At 59.3% G+C, this 18660-nt stretch carries 18 protein-coding genes; 10 read left to right on the forward strand and 8 right to left on the reverse strand.

Translation table 11 applies throughout. From position 1 onward, the window contains the following. Positions 1 to 115 precede the first annotated feature (115 nt). On the reverse strand, positions 116 to 367 hold the full coding sequence (gene oprI / locus H8F21_RS10010; protein ID WP_003259780.1) for an outer membrane lipoprotei OprI: 252 nt from the start codon (positions 365 to 367) through the stop codon (positions 116 to 118). A 507-nt stretch (positions 368 to 874) separates the two neighbouring features. Between oprI and H8F21_RS10015 the strand changes: the two genes are divergently transcribed. Then, the gene (locus H8F21_RS10015) at positions 875 to 1156 is read left to right on the forward strand and encodes a GNAT family N-acetyltransferase (RefSeq protein ID WP_203476602.1); all 282 of its coding nucleotides are present in this window, start codon (positions 875 to 877) and stop codon (positions 1154 to 1156) included. Positions 1157 to 1241: 85 nt separating this feature from the next. Here H8F21_RS10015 and H8F21_RS10020 read toward each other — a convergent pair whose 3' ends face one another. After that, complete coding sequence (locus H8F21_RS10020; RefSeq protein WP_136475381.1) at positions 1242 to 2318, reverse strand: 3-deoxy-7-phosphoheptulonate synthase; 1077 nt, start codon at positions 2316 to 2318, stop codon at positions 1242 to 1244. Positions 2319 to 2487: 169 nt separating this feature from the next. Next, positions 2488 to 2934 carry a PilZ domain-containing protein gene (locus tag H8F21_RS10025; protein WP_203584294.1) on the reverse strand — a complete coding sequence of 149 codons (447 nt, stop codon included), beginning with the start codon at positions 2932 to 2934 and terminating at the stop codon, positions 2488 to 2490. Between the two features lie 116 nt (positions 2935 to 3050). Here H8F21_RS10025 and H8F21_RS10030 point away from each other — a divergent pair, with 116 nt between their 5' ends. From H8F21_RS10030 to cysB, 4 genes are all read left to right on the forward strand, one after another. Next, positions 3051 to 4007, forward strand: a complete 957-nt coding sequence (locus H8F21_RS10030) for a putative 2-dehydropantoate 2-reductase (RefSeq protein WP_203584295.1) — start codon at positions 3051 to 3053, stop codon at positions 4005 to 4007. Between the two features lie 19 nt (positions 4008 to 4026). Then, complete coding sequence (locus H8F21_RS10035; RefSeq protein WP_203584296.1) at positions 4027 to 4935, forward strand: 5'-nucleotidase; 909 nt, start codon at positions 4027 to 4029, stop codon at positions 4933 to 4935. Positions 4936 to 5028: 93 nt separating this feature from the next. After that, positions 5029 to 5526 carry a universal stress protein gene (locus H8F21_RS10040; RefSeq protein ID WP_203584297.1) on the forward strand — a complete coding sequence of 166 codons (498 nt, stop codon included), beginning with the start codon at positions 5029 to 5031 and terminating at the stop codon, positions 5524 to 5526. A gap of 124 nt (positions 5527 to 5650) precedes the next feature. Next, complete coding sequence (cysB, locus tag H8F21_RS10045) at positions 5651 to 6625, forward strand: HTH-type transcriptional regulator CysB (protein ID WP_203476597.1); 975 nt, start codon at positions 5651 to 5653, stop codon at positions 6623 to 6625. A 55-nt stretch (positions 6626 to 6680) separates the two neighbouring features. Here cysB and H8F21_RS10050 read toward each other — a convergent pair whose 3' ends face one another. Further along, positions 6681 to 7415, reverse strand: coding sequence for a phosphoadenylyl-sulfate reductase (locus H8F21_RS10050; protein WP_203476594.1), 735 nt, complete (start codon positions 7413 to 7415; stop codon positions 6681 to 6683). Positions 7416 to 7543: 128 nt separating this feature from the next. Here H8F21_RS10050 and thrH point away from each other — a divergent pair, with 128 nt between their 5' ends. Further along, entirely contained in the window at positions 7544 to 8161 is a 618-nt protein-coding gene (gene thrH / locus H8F21_RS10055) for a bifunctional phosphoserine phosphatase/homoserine phosphotransferase ThrH (RefSeq protein WP_038609216.1), read from the forward strand. Between the two features lie 66 nt (positions 8162 to 8227). Here thrH and pabB read toward each other — a convergent pair whose 3' ends face one another. From pabB to rloA, 4 genes are all read right to left on the reverse strand, one after another. Beyond that, positions 8228 to 9571 carry an aminodeoxychorismate synthase component I gene (gene pabB, locus H8F21_RS10060; protein WP_203584298.1) on the reverse strand — a complete coding sequence of 448 codons (1344 nt, stop codon included), beginning with the start codon at positions 9569 to 9571 and terminating at the stop codon, positions 8228 to 8230. Positions 9572 to 9702: 131 nt separating this feature from the next. Further along, positions 9703 to 10683, reverse strand: a complete 981-nt coding sequence (locus H8F21_RS10065) for an alpha-L-glutamate ligase-like protein (RefSeq protein WP_203584299.1) — start codon at positions 10681 to 10683, stop codon at positions 9703 to 9705. After that, positions 10683 to 12215: an osmotic stress tolerance membrane protein RloB gene (rloB, locus tag H8F21_RS10070; RefSeq protein WP_203476590.1), complete on the reverse strand. Its 1533-nt coding sequence runs from the start codon at positions 12213 to 12215 to the stop codon at positions 10683 to 10685. The genes H8F21_RS10065 and rloB overlap by 1 nt, the downstream gene beginning before the upstream one ends. Before the next feature lie 5 nt (positions 12216 to 12220). Beyond that, positions 12221 to 12757 (reverse strand): retropepsin-like aspartic peptidase RloA, encoded by a 537-nt coding sequence (rloA, locus tag H8F21_RS10075; protein WP_136475394.1) that lies wholly within the window; start codon positions 12755 to 12757, stop codon positions 12221 to 12223. A gap of 292 nt (positions 12758 to 13049) precedes the next feature. On the opposite strand from rloA, the gene H8F21_RS10080 reads away from it, so the two are divergent. The 4 genes from H8F21_RS10080 (at position 13050) to acnD (ending at position 18594) form a co-directional block, all read left to right on the forward strand. Further along, the gene (locus tag H8F21_RS10080; RefSeq protein ID WP_045189895.1) at positions 13050 to 13760 is read left to right on the forward strand and encodes a GntR family transcriptional regulator; all 711 of its coding nucleotides are present in this window, start codon (positions 13050 to 13052) and stop codon (positions 13758 to 13760) included. After that, on the forward strand, positions 13757 to 14647 hold the full coding sequence (prpB, locus tag H8F21_RS10085; protein ID WP_203543169.1) for a methylisocitrate lyase: 891 nt from the start codon (positions 13757 to 13759) through the stop codon (positions 14645 to 14647). The genes H8F21_RS10080 and prpB overlap by 4 nt, the downstream gene beginning before the upstream one ends. A gap of 67 nt (positions 14648 to 14714) precedes the next feature. After that, a complete protein-coding gene (gene prpC / locus H8F21_RS10090) occupies positions 14715 to 15842 on the forward strand; it encodes a bifunctional 2-methylcitrate synthase/citrate synthase (protein ID WP_203476587.1) in 1128 nt (375 codons plus the stop codon). A gap of 163 nt (positions 15843 to 16005) precedes the next feature. After that, positions 16006 to 18594 carry a Fe/S-dependent 2-methylisocitrate dehydratase AcnD gene (gene acnD, locus H8F21_RS10095; protein ID WP_203584300.1) on the forward strand — a complete coding sequence of 863 codons (2589 nt, stop codon included), beginning with the start codon at positions 16006 to 16008 and terminating at the stop codon, positions 18592 to 18594. Positions 18595 to 18660 lie beyond the last annotated feature (66 nt).

The following is an 18660-nucleotide window of genomic DNA, read 5'->3' on the forward strand; positions in this document are numbered from 1 at the left end:
ACCCGAGGCCTGCCATTGTGCAGGCCTCGTCGTTTCTATCGGTTTACTTTCTTGTCGGCAATAAAAAAGCCGACCCACAAGTGGGTCGGCTCCAAATAAAAATCCCGAGGGATAATTACTTACGGCTGGCTTTGTCCAGCATACGCAGAGCGCGCTCGTTTGCTTCGTCAGCGGTCTGTTGTGCTTTTTGAGCAGCAGCCAGAGCGTCGTCAGCTTTACGGTAGGCTTCGTCAGCGCGAGCTTGTGCACGAGCAGCTGCGTCTTCGGTAGCGGTCAGACGAGCTTCAGTTTCTTTGGATACGCTGCTGCAACCGGTAGCCAGAACTGCGGCCAGAGCCAGAGCAGAAAATTTCAGAACGTTGTTCATCGTGTTCCCCTTCAAGGACTTTCTATTAAATAGCCATCTCTCAGAAAAGAGAAACTAGCCGGTGTACATAGTACCCATTACTTGTAGTAAGTAAACTGACAGAGCGCAAGAACTGCAAAAAAATACGCCTGTCTCGGGGCCTGCCCAGTTTTTGTAAAAAAACCGTGAAGGCGCCGCCGCAGCGGCTGTATTCAAGTGTAGCAAGTGTGTTTTTTTGTTGAACTAGCGGTGACTAAAAGTGTCATCAAACGTCTTAGCATTACAACATCCGGCAACTGTTCAGGCTGCCGCCTGCTGCTTGGTCCGCTGGCTAGAAGTACATGAAATTTATGACCAGACGCCTTGAGCATACGGGCCCTGGGCGCCTACTATTTGTACGTGCTCTTTTGCCAGAGAACGACCAGGCTGTTCTTGCTGTCCAAACGGGCACGGGGTGGCGTAGAGGTTCCTTCGCCGGACAAACATCGGTAAGGTAGGGTCAGATCACAAGACCCGCGAGGAGTAATGATGAGCGAGGCGTTGTCCATCCACCATGACCAGGCTGGTCATCAGTTCGAGACCAGTGTGGACGGTCATCGTGCTTACCTGACCTACATGGACCTGGGTAAGCAAACCCTGGATATTTACCGGACCTTTGTCCCCAATGCGTTGCGGGGCAGGGGTATTGCTGCTGCGTTGACCGAAAAGGCACTGCAGTATGCAGAAGAAATGGGCTACACCGTGATTCCGTCATGCTCGTATGTAGAGCGCTACATGGAGCGTCAGCAGCGCCACTCCACCAAGGCCTGAGAATCGCGAAGGGCGGCCCCGAGCTGTCATTTAACGCACACACACAAAAACGCCGGGCAATGCCCGGCGTTTTTGTGTGTGCCTGTCAGGCGCGGTCGCGCTTGGGCAGGACGTCCTTGAGCTTGGCATGCATGCTGCGCAGGGTTTTCTCGGTGGCATCCCAATCGATGCAGGCGTCGGTGATCGATACACCGTACTGCAGGTCGTTGAGGTCCTTCGGAATTGCCTGGCAGCCCCAGTTCAGGTGGCTTTCGACCATCAGGCCGATGATCGATTGGTTGCCTTCTAGGATCTGGTTGGCGACGTTCTCCATCACCAGCGGTTGCAGTGCCGGGTCCTTGTTGGAGTTGGCGTGGCTGCAGTCGACCATGATGTTCGGCTTGATCTTGGCTTTGGCCAGTGCCTGTTCGCACAGGGCGACGCTGACCGAGTCGTAGTTTGGTTTGCCATTGCCACCGCGCAGTACCACGTGACCATAGGCGTTGCCTTTGGTGGTAACGATGGATACGCCACCTTCCTGGTTGATACCCAGGAAGCGGTGTGGGCTGGAAACCGACTGCAGGGCGTTGATCGCGACGGTAAGGCCGCCATCGGTGCCATTCTTGAAGCCTACGGCCGAAGACAGTCCCGATGCCATCTCGCGGTGCGTCTGCGATTCTGTGGTGCGTGCGCCGATCGCCGACCAGCTGATCAAGTCCTGCAGGTATTGCGGAGAGATCGGGTCAAGGGCCTCGGTAGCGGTGGGCAGGCCCATCTCCGCCAGGTCCAGCAACAGTTGGCGACCAATGTGCAGGCCGTCCTGGATCTTGAACGAGTCGTCCAGGTAGGGGTCGTTGATCAGGCCTTTCCAGCCGACCGTTGTGCGCGGCTTCTCGAAGTACACGCGCATGACCAGGTACAAGGTGTCGGACACTTCAGCAGCGAGGACCTTGAGGCGCTCGGCGTATTCGTGAGCAGCCTTGATGTCGTGGATCGAGCAGGGACCGATAACCACGAACAGGCGGTGATCCTTGCCATCGAGGATATTGCGCACCACTTCGCGGCCCGCAGTTACGGTCTTGAGCGCAGCAGCGCTCAGGGGAATTTCCTTCTTGAGCTGATCTGGAGTGATCAAGGTCTCGTTGGAGGCAACGTTTAGGTCATCGATCGGTAAATCAGCCATCGTGTTACTCGTCAGGTCACGGGTGCCGGCCGCCAGCGATCCCCGTGCGGCGGAGCAGCAAGATTGTACGCAGCGGGGAGCAGAACCTTAGCGCGTTACACGGTGGCTCGACAATGGGCAGAGCCTGCTTTCCTGCGTGTAAAAACCCGTAGGGGCGGGGTTTTTCGCGTCAAACAAGAATCTGCCGGGTGTAGGTGGCCTGCAGATTGGCTTCGGAGAACTCGCCAGCGTGCAGGCTGACCCATTGCTGTGCGAGTGCTTCGAGGTCTGGCGGGGTGGTTTGTTCGCGGGTGTGCTGTTGGTAAAGGTGCTGTATCTGGCAGACCTGTTCGCTCATTCTGGCGCCGAACAAGGCTTGCTCATCGATGAAGGCGATGCCGACGCGGTAACCGTCCTGCTGCTTCTGGCACCAGGCCACGTAGCCGGGAAAGCGGGCCGAGTCGCCCAGGGAGGGAATGAATATTTCGATAGCCATGCCGCGCCGGTAGGCGCGAGGATGATTGCAGGCGATACCGCCCAGGCTGATAGTGTGCAAGCGCTGGCGGAACAGGCTGGGCGAGGGCCGCAGGGACAGTTCGACCGGTACATCGTCCGGGTGGGGCAGGAATCCGCGCATGATCGACTCCATGTCGATTTTTTGACCTTGTTCGCCTGAGTATAGTGAAAGATCGTAAAGCGCTTGATTTGTGTGTAAAAAAATTGAACAGAATATGAACGGTTGAAGGAGGCAGGATGAACACCAGCAGTCCGCGTATTGGCATCCTCGGTACCGGTGCCATTGGCGGTTTCTACGGCGTGATGTTGGCCCGGGCCGGGTTCGATGTGCATTTTCTCCTGCGTAGCGAATTCGCAACGGTCAGCGCTCACGGCATGCGCATTGACAGCGCGGTGCATGGGGTCATACAGATGCCGGTGCAAGCCTATGCCGATGCCGCCGATATGCCTGCGTGCGACTGGTTGCTGGTGGGTGCCAAGGCCACCAGCAACGCCGAGCTTGCGCCACTGATCGCCAAGGCCGCAGCAAGCGATTGCAAGGTGGTGTTGCTGCAGAACGGTTTGGCAGTGGAAGAGTCCCTGCGTCCGCTATTGCCTGGCGCCCTGCACTTGCTCGGCGGCCTGTGCTTTGTGTGTGCCAATCGTGAGGCGCCGGGGATCGTTCGTCACCAGGCTTTTGGCGCAGTGCATTTGGGCTATCACAGTGGCCCGCTGGTTGATGCTGTCGAACGCCAGGGCGTTGTCGAGGCGTGTGCCGAGCTTTTTCGTGCCGCGGGTATTGAGGCCCAGGCGATGGCGAACCTGGCCCAGGCGCGTTGGCAGAAGCTGGTGTGGAATGTGCCTTACAACGGCTTGTCAGTGTTGCTCAGGGCCAGTACCTCGGCGCTGATGGCTGACGAGCAGGGCCGGGAATTGATTCAGGCGTTGATGGCCGAGGTCGTGCAGGGCGCGCGTAGCTGCGGTCATGAGTTGCCCGAAGGCTATGCTGAGCATTTGTTCGCAATGACGGAACATATGCCCGATTACTGGCCCAGCATGTACCACGATTTCACCCATCATCGGCCCCTGGAACTTGCGGCTATCTATGCCGAGCCATTGAGGCAGGCACGAGCAGTCGGCTGCAGCTTGCCGCGAATAGAGAACTTGTACCAGGCATTGGCTTTCATCGATCGACATAATCTGCCGGCGCACTAGCGCGTTCCGAGGACAACACATGGGCAAGAATCTTGGCGACAAACTGGTGGTGGCGATTTCCTCGCGGGCGTTGTTCGACCTCAGTGAAAGCCATCGATTGTATCTGGCGCAAGGAGTGGAGGCTTACCGCCAGTATCAGATCGAGCACGAAGACGAAGTGCTGGAGCCCGGGGATGCTTTTCCGTTGGTACAGAAGTTGTTGGGCCTCAATGCTCATCTTGGCCAGCCTCGCGTCGAAGTCGTTCTGGTGTCGCGCAACAGTGCCGACACGGGCCTGCGCGTTTTCAACTCAATTGAACACCACGGTCTGGGTATCTACCGTGCAGCCTTTGTTGGAGGGCGCAGTCCCTATCCGTATCTGGCGGCTTTTGGTTGCCACCTGTTTCTTTCCACCGATGCCGATGATGTTCGCAGCGCCCTCGACGCCGGGTTCGCTGCAGCGACCATCCTGTCAGGAGGTGCGCGTCGAGCCGCCAGCGATGAGTTGCGCATCGCCTTCGACGGAGATGCCGTGCTGTTCTCCGACGAATCCGAGCGTGTCTATCAGTTGGGTGGGTTGGAGGCCTTTCAGGCCAGCGAGCGGCAATCGGCCCGCGAGCCGCTGCGCGGTGGTCCATTCAAGCCATTTCTCGCCGCACTCAACCTGCTGCAGAAGGAGTTCCCAGAAGGCGCATGCCCGATTCGTACCGCCTTGGTCACGGCACGCTCGGCACCGGCCCACGAGCGGGTGATTCGGACATTGCGCGAGTGGGATATCCGCCTGGACGAGTCGCTGTTTTTGGGTGGCCTGGACAAGTCGGCGTTCCTTGAAGCCTTCGCTGCCGATGTGTTCTTCGACGATCAGGCCGGTCACTGCGAGCGGGCGCGCAGTGTGGTGGCAACAGGTCATGTGCCTCATGGCATCAGCAACGAACCAACCATGGGCTAGGCCGTTTGGGGCGAGCGCCGGACGGAGCAGCGCGTGGGCGGCGCGCTGCTAAGCTGAAGCTTGCTCTGCCCTCGCGGCAGTCGAGGAGGTCGAATGATCCGTTCCATGCTGTATGCCACTGACCTCGGTGTATACGCGCCTTTTGTCATGCAACACGCGCTGGCGTTGGCGCGTACGTTCAATGCAGAGCTTTATGTCATCCATGCCGTCGAGCCGATGGGGCAGTTTGCTGAGTCGCTGCTGCAAAGCTACCTGGACGAGCGAACCCTGGACCAGTTGCATAGCCAGGGGGTCAACACCGTCATGGCCAATATCGAGCAGCAGGTATTGGACAATTTTCGCGATGAATTGGGCGAAGAAGCAGATCTGGCCTTGATCAAGGCGGTACGCGTGCGTCAGGGCGATCCCGCCCAAGTGATTCTGGAGCAAGCGCAGCGTTTGAACGTTGATCTATTGATTTTTGGCAGTCACAGCCAGGGGGCGGGGGTCGATATACCCCTGGGTCGCACCGCAGTGCGCTTGCTGCAGTTGTCGTCGGTGCCGGTGTACATGGTGCCGTTGGCCCAGCACTTGGGGCGTCGGAAGGCGTAACGCAGTCTTGTCGGTGGATTCCTACTAGACTGTTAAAATAGTTCTAGATTTATTCTTCAAACCACTAATATAGTTATAAATCGTCGCTGCTGCCGGTGGCGCCCAGCTGATTTGAGGGATACATATGAAGCTTCAACAATTGCGCTACATCTGGGAAGTGGCGCACCACGACCTCAACGTCTCCGCGACAGCGCAGAGCCTGTATACGTCCCAGCCGGGCATCAGCAAGCAGATCCGCCTGCTCGAAGACGAATTGGGCGTTGAAGTGTTCGCGCGCAGCGGCAAGCACCTGACCCGAGTGACGCCGGCAGGTGAGCGCATTATCACCACCGCAGGTGAAATCCTGCGCAAGGTCGAGAGCATCAAGCAGATTGCCCAGGAATTCTCCAACGAGAAAAAGGGCACGCTGTCGATCGCAACTACCCACACCCAGGCGCGCTATGCACTGCCGCCAGTGATCAGCAGTTTCATCAAGCAGTACCCGGAAGTAGCCCTGCACATGCATCAGGGCTCACCGATGCAGATTGCTGAAATGGCCGCAGACGGCACCGTGGATTTCGCCATTGCCACTGAAGCGCTAGAGCTGTTCGGTGACCTGGTGATGATGCCGTGCTATCGCTGGAATCGTTGTGTGGTTGTGCCTCAGGGGCACCCGCTGACCAAGCTGCCAAAGCTGACCCTGGAAGCCCTGGCCGAATACCCGATCGTTACCTATGTATTCGGTTTCACCGGTCGTTCCAAGCTCGACGAGGCCTTCAGTCACCGCGGCCTGACACCAAAAGTGGTGTTTACCGCGGCTGACGCCGACGTCATCAAGACCTACGTGCGCCTGGGCCTGGGCGTGGGTATCGTGGCCAAGATGGCAGTCGATACCAAGCTCGATAACGACTTGGTCGTACTCGATGCCAGCGAGTTGTTCGAGTCCAGCGTGACCAAGATCGGTTTCCGTCGTGGCACCTTCCTGCGTGGATTCATGTGCGACTTCATCGAGAAGTTTGCCCCGCACCTGACTCGTGAAGTAATGGCCAAGGCAATCCAGTGCCACAACAAGCAAGAGCTTGAAGAGCTGTTTGCCGGTGTCGAGTTGCCCGTGCACTGACAGCTGCAGCAGGCATGAAAAAACCGGCCGAAGCCGGTTTTTTTGCGCAAGGCATTCAGCCCTTGCTGATCAGGTTGCCGGCGTGCAGCCCGCATTCCTTCTGGGTGGACTCTTCCCACCACCAGCGACCTTCGCGCTCGTGCTGATTGGGCAGCACGGGCCGGGTGCAAGGCTCGCAGCCGATGCTGATAAAACCGCGCTCATGCAAGCTGTTGTAAGGCAGTTCAAGCATGCGGATATAGCCCCAGACTTCTTCACTGCTCATCTGCGCCAGTGGGTTGAATTTGTACAAGGTACGTTCGGCAGTGGAAAACGCGCCGTCGATTTCCAAAGCCGCCACTTGGCTGCGCGTGCCCGGGCTCTGATCGCGGCGCTGGCCGGTGGCCCAGGCGCTGACTGTACTCAATTTGCGCCGTAGCGGTTCAATCTTGCGGATCCCGCAGCATTCGCCATGGCCATCCTTGTAGAAGCTGAACAGGCCTTTGTCTTTGACGAAAGGGTCAAGCTTGCTGCGATCGGGAGAGAGAATCTCGATTGGCAGGTTGTAGTGCTCGCGCACCTGATCAATGAAGCGATAGGTTTCCGGATGCAGGCGGCCAGTGTCGAGGCTGAACACCTTGACGCTCTTGTTCAGCTTCCAGGCCATGTCCACCAGCACCACATCTTCGGCGCCGCTGAAGGAAATCCACAGGTCGTCGCCAAAGTGCTCGAAAGCAAGTTTGAGGATGTCTTGTGGCGACTTGTTGGCATAGGTCGCGGCCAGGGCGGCGACGTCGAAGGGTTGGCTCATCAGGCGGCTTCCGGTCATTGAATGGCGCTTGGCGCTCGTAATCAGGCAATGTTAACAAAAATTGCCCGGGCAGACGCCGCGCATGTAGAGTGCCGCTTCCCATTTTGCTGTTGTTCGAGGAGTGTGTTGTGGAAATTGCCTGTCTCGACCTGGAAGGCGTGTTGGTCCCGGAGATCTGGATCGCCTTTGCGGAAAAAACCGGAATCGAATCGTTGCGGGCTACCACCCGTGATATTCCCGATTACGACGTGCTGATGAAGCAGCGCCTGCGCATTCTTGATGAGCATGGCCTGAAGCTTTCCGATATCCAGGCGGTAATCGCCACACTCAAGCCTTTGGATGGCGCTATCGAATTCGTGGACTGGCTGCGCGAGCGCTTCCAGGTGGTGATCCTCTCCGACACTTTCTACGAGTTCTCCCAGCCGCTAATGCGTCAGTTGGGCTTTCCGACCTTGCTGTGCCATCGTCTGATTACCGACGAAACCGACCGGGTGACTGGTTACCAGCTGCGCCAGAAAGACCCCAAGCGCCAGTCGGTGCTGGCCTTCAAGAGCCTTTACTATCGTGTGATTGCCGCGGGCGATTCGTACAACGACACCACCATGCTGGGCGAAGCCGATGCCGGAATTCTGTTCCATGCACCGGAGAATGTGATTCGCGAGTTCCCGCAGTTTCCGGCGGTGCATGATTTCGAGGCGTTGAAGAAAGAGTTCATCAAGGCTTCCAATCGGTCGTTGAGTCTGTAGCGGCCTGGCCGCGATGCAAGCGCGCTCCCACCGCCTGAGTGGAAGCGCCTTGCGCCTCGATGTGTGCTACAGGTTTTGCAACGTATCGAGCAGCACTTTCACCTTTGTAATCGATTCCTCGTACTCCGCCTGCCACTGCGAATCGGCGACCACCGCGCCACCGCCCCAGCAGCTTACCTGTCCATCCTTGACCAGCAAGCTGCGAATGGCGATGGAGCTGTCCATCTCGCCGCGCACGTCCACGTACAGCAATGAACCGCAATACAGTGCCCTGCGGCTGGGTTCGAGCTCGTCGATGATCTGCATGGCGCGGATCTTTGGGGCGCCGGTGATCGAGCCTCCAGGAAAGCTGTCGGCAATCAAATCCAGAGCATCCTTGCCGCTGGCCAGTTGGCCGGTGACGCTGCTGACCAGGTGGTGCACGTTGGGGTAGCTTTCCAGGCTGAACAGTTCAGGTACTTTCACCGAGCCAGTCTCGCAAGTGCGTCCCAGATCGTTGCGCAGCAAATCGACAATCATCAGGTTTTCGGCGCGGTCCTTGGTGCTGGCCAGTAGCTCAGCCGCGTTGCGTGCATCTTGCTCGGCATCCGCACTGCGGGGGCGGGTGCCCTTGATTGGTCGGGTTTCGACCCGGCCATTGTTGACCTGGATAAAGCGCTCGGGCGAGAAACTCAGCAGGGCGCTGCCATCGGCCAGCAGTTGGAAACCGGAGAAAGGCGTTGGGCAGGCGCGGCGCACGGCCTGATAGGCATGCCAGGGGTCGCCCTGGCACGGCGCGCGAAATCGTTGAGTAAGGTTGATCTGGTAGCAGTCGCCCGCATGGATGTAGGCCTGCACCTGGTCAAAGGACTGGCGATAAGCCTCGGCGCTGATGTCGCCGCGCATGGGTGCCAATAGCGAGAACTGTGCGTTGGCGACCGGTGCCGGGGATTCAAATAGGTTGATCAGGCGCTGGCGCTCGTCCTCGGCCAACTGCGGGTGGAACAGCAATTGCGAATGCCCACGCAGATGGTCGTTGATAAGCGCCCAGGCATAGAGCCCAAGGCTGGCATCGGCCAGGCCCAGGTCGTCTGCTGCAAGGCTAGGTAGCTGCTCCAGGCGTCGCCCGAAGTCATAGCTCAGGTAGCCGATCAGGCCGCCGGCAAAGGGAAGTTCGCTGTTGTCTGGCAACTCTGCCCGGCCCAGGTGTTCAAGGCTGGTGCGCAGGCGTTGCAGGTAAGCCACGCCGCTTTCGTCTGGTGAAGGCGCCAGCGTCTGCACGGGCCAGGCGCTGAGCAGGTCAAAGCGCCCGCGTTCGGCGTTAGGTCGAGCGCTGTCGAGCAATACCGCGCCAGGTGCCTTGCGAATGCGCGCAAAGTAAGCCGCAGGGTCGGCCAGGTAGGGCAGGGGGTGAAGCGTACAGGTCGGCATGCAAGTGAACAGCTAAGAATACGGGGGAGCGATTGTAGTCCCGTGCAGGTATGGCGCCTAGCGTTGACAACGACCTTAAGTGCCCGACGTGCGTCAACCAGGGCCGGTTGGCGCACGGCGGATGGATGCACTCAGTTCGACGGTATGTGGCCAAAGAGCTCCTGGGCGAAGCGTACACGCTCCTCGGGAGACTCCTGGCGACCGTCTTTGGCCAGTTGTTCCAGGTGCGCTTCTACCGCGTGGGTGCGCGTGGTCAGGCCGCAGTCGTTGGCGATCTGGATGTTCAGGCCTGGACGGGCGTTGAGTTCGAGAATCAACGGACCCTTTTCCTGGTCGAGCACCATGTCGACACCGATGTAGCCCAGGCCGCAGAGCTCGTAGCAACCGGCGGCCAGCTTCATGAAACCGTCCCAGTTCGGCAGTTGCACGCCGTCCACCGCGTTGGTGGTGTCCGGGTGCTTGCTGATGATGTTGTTCAGCCAGGTACCCCGCAGGGTCATGCCCGTAGCCAGGTCGACACCCACGCCGATGGCACCCTGGTGCAGGTTGGCCTTGCCGCCCGACTGGCGGGTCGGCAGGCGTAACATGGCCATGACCGGGTAGCCCATCAGCACGATGATGCGGATATCCGGCACCCCTTCATAGCTGATGCTCTTGAAGATCTGGTCGGGGGTGACCCGGTACTCGATAAGGGCGCGGTCGCGGTGACCGCCCAGGGAGTACAGGCCGGTGAGGATGCTGGAAATCTGGTGCTCGATTTCCTCGTGGCTGATGATCTTGCCCGACACCGTGCGATAACGGTCCTCGAAGCGATCAGCAACCACCAGGATGCCGTCACCACCTGCGCCCTGGGCAGGCTTGACCACGAAGTCGCTGCGCCCGCCGATGATTTCGCCGAGCTTGTCGATTTCTTTCTCGGTGGAGATGATCCCGTACATTTCCGGCACATGGATGCCGGCCTGGATCGCACGCTCCTTGGTGATGATCTTGTCGTCGACGATCGGGTACAGGTGGCGCTTGTTGTACTTGAGGACATAGTCCGCATTGCGCCGGTTGATACCCATGATGCCCCGGGCCTCCAGGGCTTTCCAGGTTTTCCAGAGACCGAACATCAGGCGTCAGCCTTCACGAAAGCTTTGAAGCGTACCAGCTCCGTCAGGCGATAGCCGCGGTAGCGACCCATTGCCAGCATGAAGCCCACCAGAATCAGCAATACGGCCGGGAAGGTGAAGACGAAGTACACAAGCTCCGGCACGCTCATCAGCAGGTGGGCAATCGAGGCTGCGAACAAGGTGCCGATGGCAACCTTCATGGCATGGCCACCACCACGCTCTTCCCAGGTGATCGACAGGCGCTCGATGGTCATGGTCAGGATCACCATCGGGAACAGCGCTACAGACAGGCCGCGCTCCAGGCCCAGCTTGTGGCTGAACAGGCTGATGGCGGCGATCAGCACCACGACGAAGGTCAACACCACCGACAGGCGCGGCAGCATTTGCAGCTTGAGGTGTTCCAGATAGGAGCGTAGCGATAACCCAAGCGCGGTAATTACCGTGAACAGGATGATGCCAAAGCCCAACTGCGTTTCACGGAAGGCCAGGGCGATCAGTACCGGGGTAAAGGTACCCAGGGTCTGCAGGCCGATCAGGTTACGCAGCACCAGGATCACCAATACGCCGATCGGGATCATGACCATGATCATGAAGGTCTGCTGGGTTTGCAGCGGCAGGCCGTAGAGCGAGTATTCGAGGAAGTCGGCATCGGTGTTTTCGTCCGTCAGCTTGGCCAGGCGAATGGCGTTCATCTCGCTGTTGTTCAGGCTGAAGCTGACGTTGGCTTTTTTGCCGCCATCGACGGTGATCAGGTTGTCATCACCGGTCCACCACAGCAGGCGGTCGGTTGGCAGGCCTTGCTCGCCGGTATCCGGGTTGAAGTACAGCCAGTCGCTGCCATTGAAGCTGCGCAGCCACAGTTCAGGGGTTTGCGGCTGGTCGGCCACCAGGCGAATGGTGTGGACTTTTTCGACCGGGACGTGCGCGATCGACAGCAGCAGGTCGATGACCTTGGCTTTGTTCAGGGACGAGGTGTCACCTGCCAGCAGCAGCTTGACGTTGTCGTCATTGAGGTTGTTAACCCGCTTGATAGTCTCGCTGACAAAGGTCTCGACGTCGGCAGAGTGCTGGCGAATAGGAGCCATCAATGCTTCGGCGGCGATTTTTTCCGGGCCTTCCACAGCCAGGCTGTCGCGGAAGGTCGGGCCCTTGATCTTGGCTTTTTCGGTGCTATAGCGCTTGGTCAGCACCAGGCGGTAGTACAGGGTCTGGTTGCCGCTGGCGCGACGGGCCGACCAGGTTACCTTGCGGTTGCCGTCGACACGGTTGACGCTGACGCCATAGTTATTGGAAATGAAGCTCTCATTGAGGCTGACATAGTCATGGCTCAACGGGGGTACGAACATCTGTACCTTGACCGGATCCTTGGGGTTGGCAACGAACTCGACCTTGGCGTCGATGTTCCACAGATCGTCGGTCTCGTCTTCGGTCACCGGGATCCCGAGAAAGAAGATCTGGTAGGCCGTGACAATGATGCCCAGTAGCACCAGTACGGTGATCAGGACTTTCAGATGAAGGGTAAGAGAGCGCATCGGGATTACTCTGCGGTTTGAGCGTCAGGGGCGCAGGCAGGTTTGCCGGCCGCGTATTTAAGGCTTGGGTCGACCAGGGCATCAAAGTGCTTCAGCGCCTCGGAGCCAATCAGCAGCGGGTACTGGAACGCACTACGGTCGGTCAGGTTCACTTCGATCACGCGTTTGGCCGTCCCCATGCAGATGTTCATTTCAATAACCGGGCGGGCAGTGTAGGCCTTGCCTTCATCCGGATTGTAATCGCCCGCACGTCGCTTGATCTTGCTGACACGGGCCAGAGGCCGTTCTATCGGATGCGCGTGGGCTGCGTCAATTGCCAGGTAAAAGCGTACCCAGGATTCGCCATTGCGCTTGAAGCGCTTGATGTCGCGGGCGCTAAGCGAGGCGGTCTTGGCGCCGGTATCGAGCTTGGCGGCAACCTCCAGGTCGATATCGGCAAGACGGGCGTATTCATTAAGTCCGTACACGGTCTTTTCCGCGGCCTGGCCGAGGGCAGGCAACAAAAACAGGCTGAGCAACAGTGGAAGGGGCGTAAGTCTCATAAATCCTGGCGCGGTGCTGTGCGATGTTTGGGTCAAGGCCACTGGCAGTTCTGCGCAAGCTTCCTCGTTTATCTGCCATCACCACAAAATGATGACAAGCACACTATTCATGCCCTGTGTGGGGCGCGGCATTCTATCACGCTGGTGTGCTGGCGCCAGCGGCTGCACTCTGACAACAGCAGGGGCGGTGAGTTTCGTTCTTAGACGATTGTCGACAATATTGATTTTGCCTTTGACTATGCCAGTGGATTTGGCTAGTTTTGGCCTCATTGATTTACGAGGTGTCGACAATATGCTGGATACAGCCCAAGCGCCCGGCGCAATAGCAGAGGATTCCGAAACACTCTCGGAAAACGTCTTCCGGCGTATCCAGGCGGCCATCGTCAAGGGTGAGATCGCCCCTGGCAGCAAAATTTCCGAGCCAGAGCTGGCGCGCACCTACGGTATCAGCCGCGGCCCGCTGCGCGAGGCCATCCATCGCCTCGAAGGCCAGCGCCTGCTGGTGCGGGTGCCTCATGTCGGTGCGCGGGTAGTTTCGCTAAGCCATGCCGAGCTGATCGAGCTGTACGAGATTCGCGAGTCGCTGGAAGGCATGGCCTGCCGCCTGGCTGCCGAGCGTATGAGCGTAGCCGAGATCGACGAGCTGCGTCGGGTGCTCGACACCCATGAGCGCGATGCCACCTTTCAGGCCGGCCTGGGCTACTACCAGCAGGAAGGCGATTACGATTTTCATTACCGGATCATTCAGGGCAGCGGCAACCGCACGTTGGTGCAGATGCTCTGTGGCGAGCTGTATCAACTGGTGCGCATGTACCGCATCCAGTTTTCCGCTACCCCCAACCGGCCACGCCAGGCGTTCGCCGAACACCACCGGATTCTCGATGCCATCGCCGACCGTGACGGTGAACTGGCCGAGCTCTTGATGCGTCGTCACATCGGCGCCTCCAAACGCAATATCGAGCGTCATTACCTGGACGCTACCAGCCCACGAGGTGAGTCATGAGTCAGAAAAGCAGTCCCGGCCAGCGTTTTCGCGATGCTGTCGCCGCCGAGCACCCGCTGCAGGTCGTCGGTGCGATCAACGCCAACCATGCGTTGCTGGCCAAGCGTGCCGGCTTCAAGGCGATCTACCTGTCGGGTGGCGGTGTAGCGGCAGGCTCCCTGGGCCTGCCGGATCTTGGTATTACCGGGTTGGACGACGTACTCACCGACGTGCGCCGGATTACCGATGTCTGTGATCTGCCGCTGCTGGTAGACGTGGATACCGGCTTCGGTTCTTCGGCATTCAACGTGGCGCGCACCGTCAAGTCGATGATCAAGTTCGGCGCTGCGGCGATCCACATCGAGGATCAGGTTGGCGCCAAGCGCTGTGGCCACCGTCCAAACAAGGAAATTGTCTCTCAGCAAGAGATGGTCGACCGCATCAAGGCCGCCGTCGATGCCCGTACCGACGACAGCTTCGTGATCATGGCGCGCACTGACGCCCTGGCCGTCGAAGGCCTGGAAGCTGCGTTGGACCGTGCCGCTGCCTGCATTGAAGCCGGTGCCGACATGGTCTTCCCGGAAGCCATCACTGAACTTGCCATGTACAAGACCTTCGCTGATCGGGTCAAAGCGCCGATTCTGGCGAACATCACCGAATTTGGTGCCACCCCTCTGTACACCACCGAAGAGCTTGCCTCGGTTGACGTATCGCTGGTGCTCTACCCGCTGTCGGCATTTCGCGCCATGAACAAGGCGGCCGAGAATGTCTACACCGCGCTGCGCCGCGACGGCACGCAAAAGAATGTTATCGACACCATGCAAACCCGCATGGAGCTGTACGACGCCATCAACTACCACGCGTTCGAGCAAAGCCTCGACGCTCTGTTCGCCCAGAAAAAGAGCTGAACCGTAGCTGCGGGCCTGTCCCGCGATTAGCCAAGATTCCATAAAAAATTCAATAACGGAGAAAGACATGGCCGAAGCAAAAGTACTCAGTGGTGCCGGCCTGCGTGGTCAAGTGGCCGGGCAAACCGCACTGTCGACCGTGGGCCAGACCGGTGCCGGCCTGACCTATCGTGGTTACGACGTACGTGACCTGGCCGCGGGTGCCGAATTTGAAGAGGTCGCCTACCTGCTGCTGTACGGCGAGCTGCCGAGCAAGGCCCAACTGGCCGAATACAAAGGCAGGCTCAAGACCCTGCGCGATCTGCCGCAAGCCCTCAAGGAAGTGCTCGAGCGCATCCCGGCTGACGCCCATCCGATGGATGTGATGCGCACCGGTTGCTCGATGCTCGGCACCCTCGAGCCAGAGCTGACCTTTGAACAGCAGCGCGACAAGACCGATCGTCTGCTGGCACTGTTCCCGGCAGTAATGTGCTACTGGTACCGCTTCAGCCATGACGGCGTGCGTATCAACTGCACCAGCGACGAAGACACCATCGGTGGTCACTTCCTGCACCTGCTGCATGACAAGAAACCGAGCGAGTTGCACGTCAAGGTGATGAACGTCTCGCTGATACTTTACGCCGAGCACGAATTCAACGCGTCGACCTTCACCGCTCGTGTGTGTGCCTCCACCCTGTCTGACTTGTACTCGTGCATCACGGCGGCCATTGGCTCGCTGCGGGGCCCACTGCACGGTGGCGCCAACGAAGCGGCAATGGAGCTGATCGAACGTTTCCAGAGCCCGCAGGACGCTGTTGCCGAATTGCTGCAGATGCTTGAGCGCAAAGACAAGATCATGGGCTTTGGCCATGCCATCTACAAAGAGTCCGATCCACGTAACGAAGTGATCAAGGGCTGGTCGAAGAAGCTCGCTGACGAAGTCGGTGACACTGTGCTGTACCCAGTGTCCGAGGCGATCGACAAGACCATGTGGGAGCAGAAGAAGCTGTTCCCTAACGCCGACTTCTACCATGCCTCGGCGTATCACTTCATGGGCATTCCAACCAAGCTGTTCACCCCGATCTTCGTCTGCTCGCGCCTGACCGGCTGGGCAGCCCACGTGTTCGAGCAGCGTGCCAACAACCGCATCATCCGTCCGAGCGCCGAGTACACCGGCGTCGAACAGCGCAAGTTCGTGCCAATCGAACAACGCTGAGCCTGAGGCAGTAGGCCTGTCAGAGCCCGGTTGGAGCAGGCTTGCCCCGCGATTGCGATCAGCCCCAGTTGGTCGCAGTCGCCAGGCAAGCAAGCTCCCGCAAGGGGCATGCAGGCAGCCAGTCTGCCAGCCACTGAACTTACCGTGATTGAGTCCCTGTGCCATGAATACTGAATTTCGCAAAAACCTGCCGGGCACTGGCCTGGATTATTTCGATGCTCGCTCGGCTGTCGATGCGATCAAGCCCGGCGCCTATGACCAACTCCCCTACACCTCCCGCGTACTGGCAGAAAACCTGGTGCGCCGCTGTGATCCGGCCAACCTCAATGCGTCGCTGGGCCAACTGATCGAGCGCAAGCGTGATCTCGACTTCCCGTGGTTTCCTGCGCGTGTTGTCTGCCACGACATTCTTGGCCAGACCGCTCTGGTCGACCTTGCTGGTTTGCGTGATGCCATCGCCGATGGCGGCGGTGATCCGGCCAAGGTCAACCCAGTGGTGCCGGTGCAGTTGATCGTCGACCACTCGTTGGCAGTGGAGTGTGGCGGCTTCGACCCACAGGCGTTCGAGAAGAACCGCGCAATCGAAGATCGTCGAAACGAAGACCGTTTCCACTTCATCAACTGGACCAAGAAGGCGTTCAAGAACGTCGATGTGATCCAGCCAGGCAACGGCATCATGCACCAGATCAACCTGGAGAAGATGTCGCCGGTGATCCATGCCGAACGTGGCGTGGCGTACCCTGATACCTGTGTCGGCACTGATAGCCACACCCCGCACGTCGATGCCCTGGGCGTGATCGCCATCGGTGTTGGCGGCCTGGAAGCCGAGAACGTCATGCTCGGCCGCGCCTCGTGGATGCGCCTGCCGGAAATCGTTGGCGTCGAGCTGTCTGGCAAGCCACAACCAGGCATCACCGCAACCGACGTAGTGCTGGCCTTGACCGAGTTCCTGCGCAAGGCAAAGGTCGTTGGCGCCTACCTGGAATTCTACGGCGAAGGTGCTCGCGCACTGACCCTGGGTGATCGTGCGACCATCTCCAACATGGCACCGGAATACGGCGCCACCGCTGCGATGTTCTCCATCGACCAGCAAACCATCGACTATCTCAAGCTGACCGGTCGTGAAGACGAGCAGGTCAAGCTGGTTGAGACCTACGCCAAGGTCGCCGGCCTGTGGTCCGACAGCCTGGTCAACGCCGAATACGAGCGCGTGCTGCACTTCGACCTGTCCAGTGTCGTGCGCAACATGGCTGGCCCGTCCAACCCGCACGCCCGCGTCGCCACCAGCGAGCTGGCCAGCAAGGGCATTGCCGGTCAATGGCAGGAAGTGCCGGGGCAGATGCCTGACGGTGCGGTAATCATCGCCGCCATTACCAGTTGCACCAACACCAGTAACCCGCGCAACGTGATCGCGGCAGGCCTCTTGGCGCGTAACGCCAACAAGCTTGGGCTGGTGCGCAAGCCATGGGTCAAGTCGTCCCTGGCCCCGGGCTCGAAAACGGTGGCCCTGTACCTTAAAGAAGCCGGTCTTGACCAAGAGCTGGAAGCGCTCGGCTTCGGCATCGTGGCGTTTGCCTGCACCACGTGCAACGGCATGTCCGGCGCCCTGGATCCGGTCATCCAGCAGGAAATCATCGACCGCGACCTGTACGCCACTGCCGTGCTTTCGGGTAACCGTAACTTCGACGGCCGTATCCACCCTTACGCCAAGCAAGCCTTCCTGGCTTCGCCGCCGCTGGTAGTGGCCTATGCCATTGCCGGTACCATTCGCTTCGACATCGAAAAAGACGTCCTGGCGGTGGTGGATGGCAAGGAAATCCGCCTCAAGGATATCTGGCCGAGCGACGAAGAAATCGACGCAGTGGTCCGTGCCTCGGTGAAGCCGGAACAGTTCCGCCAGGTGTACATCCCGATGTTCGCCATCGAGGAAGACCGTGGCCCGAAGGTCGACCCACTGTACGACTGGCGCCCGATGAGCACTTACATTCGACGTCCGCCGTACTGGGAAGGTGCGCTGGCCGGTGAGCGTACGCTTAAGGGTATGCGTCCGTTGGCGGTGCTGCCGGACAACATCACCACCGATCACTTGTCGCCGTCCAACGCCATCATGCTCGACAGCGCGGCCGGTGAATACCTGGCGAAAATGGGCCTGCCGGAAGAGGACTTCAACTCCTACGCTACCCACCGTGGTGACCACCTGACCGCGCAGCGTGCAACCTTCGCCAACCCGAAACTGTTCAACGAAATGGTCCAGGAAGGCGGTAAGGTCAAGCAGGGTTCGCTGGCGCGCATCGAGCCGGAAGGCAAGGTCACTCGCATGTGGGAAGCGATCGAAACCTACATGCAGCGCAAGCAGCCGCTGATCATCGTTGCCGGTGCCGACTACGGCCAGGGTTCGTCCCGTGACTGGGCGGCCAAAGGTGTGCGTCTGGCAGGCGTCGAGGCCATCGTTGCCGAAGGCTTCGAGCGGATTCACCGCACCAACCTGGTGGGCATGGGTGTGCTGCCGCTGGAGTTCAAGCCGGGGGTGAATCGCAAGACCCTGGAAATCGACGGCACTGAAACCTATGACGTCATCGGTGAGCGTACGCCGCGGGCAACCTTGACCCTGGTGATCACCCGCCGTAATGGCGAGCGCCTCGACGTGCCTGTGACGTGCCGTCTGGATACCGCCGAAGAAGTGTCGATCTACGAAGCGGGAGGCGTGTTGCAGCGCTTTGCCCAGGACTTCCTCGAATCAGCGACAGCCTGAGGTAAAGCCTGATCACGAGACAAGCCTGCTCCTATGGGGTGGGCTTGTCTGGTGATAGCTCCCCCA

The sequence above is a fragment of the Pseudomonas arcuscaelestis genome, from assembly GCF_016881005.1.
Lineage (GTDB): Bacteria > Pseudomonadota > Gammaproteobacteria > Pseudomonadales > Pseudomonadaceae > Aquipseudomonas > Aquipseudomonas arcuscaelestis.

Bases quoted from the DNA above. Each gene is read 5' to 3' on its own strand.
- prpB (WP_203543169.1), top strand. From the start codon at position 13,757: ATGAGTCAGAAAAGCAGTCCCGGCCAGCGTTTTCGCGATGCTGTCGCC.
- H8F21_RS10020 (WP_136475381.1), bottom strand. From the start codon at position 2,318: ATGGCTGATTTACCGATCGATGACCTAAACGTTGCCTCCAACGAGACC.
- rloB (WP_203476590.1), bottom strand. From the start codon at position 12,215: ATGCGCTCTCTTACCCTTCATCTGAAAGTCCTGATCACCGTACTGGTG.
- acnD (WP_203584300.1), top strand. From the start codon at position 16,006: ATGAATACTGAATTTCGCAAAAACCTGCCGGGCACTGGCCTGGATTAT.
- H8F21_RS10080 (WP_045189895.1), top strand. From the start codon at position 13,050: ATGCTGGATACAGCCCAAGCGCCCGGCGCAATAGCAGAGGATTCCGAA.
- prpC (WP_203476587.1), top strand. From the start codon at position 14,715: ATGGCCGAAGCAAAAGTACTCAGTGGTGCCGGCCTGCGTGGTCAAGTG.
- pabB (WP_203584298.1), bottom strand. From the start codon at position 9,571: ATGCCGACCTGTACGCTTCACCCCCTGCCCTACCTGGCCGACCCTGCG.
- cysB (WP_203476597.1), top strand. From the start codon at position 5,651: ATGAAGCTTCAACAATTGCGCTACATCTGGGAAGTGGCGCACCACGAC.
- H8F21_RS10050 (WP_203476594.1), bottom strand. From the start codon at position 7,415: ATGAGCCAACCCTTCGACGTCGCCGCCCTGGCCGCGACCTATGCCAAC.
- H8F21_RS10030 (WP_203584295.1), top strand. From the start codon at position 3,051: ATGAACACCAGCAGTCCGCGTATTGGCATCCTCGGTACCGGTGCCATT.
- H8F21_RS10065 (WP_203584299.1), bottom strand. From the start codon at position 10,683: ATGTTCGGTCTCTGGAAAACCTGGAAAGCCCTGGAGGCCCGGGGCATC.
- H8F21_RS10040 (WP_203584297.1), top strand. From the start codon at position 5,029: ATGATCCGTTCCATGCTGTATGCCACTGACCTCGGTGTATACGCGCCT.
- rloA (WP_136475394.1), bottom strand. From the start codon at position 12,757: ATGAGACTTACGCCCCTTCCACTGTTGCTCAGCCTGTTTTTGTTGCCT.
- H8F21_RS10015 (WP_203476602.1), top strand. From the start codon at position 875: ATGAGCGAGGCGTTGTCCATCCACCATGACCAGGCTGGTCATCAGTTC.
- H8F21_RS10025 (WP_203584294.1), bottom strand. From the start codon at position 2,934: ATGCGCGGATTCCTGCCCCACCCGGACGATGTACCGGTCGAACTGTCC.
- H8F21_RS10035 (WP_203584296.1), top strand. From the start codon at position 4,027: ATGGGCAAGAATCTTGGCGACAAACTGGTGGTGGCGATTTCCTCGCGG.
- oprI (WP_003259780.1), bottom strand. From the start codon at position 367: ATGAACAACGTTCTGAAATTTTCTGCTCTGGCTCTGGCCGCAGTTCTG.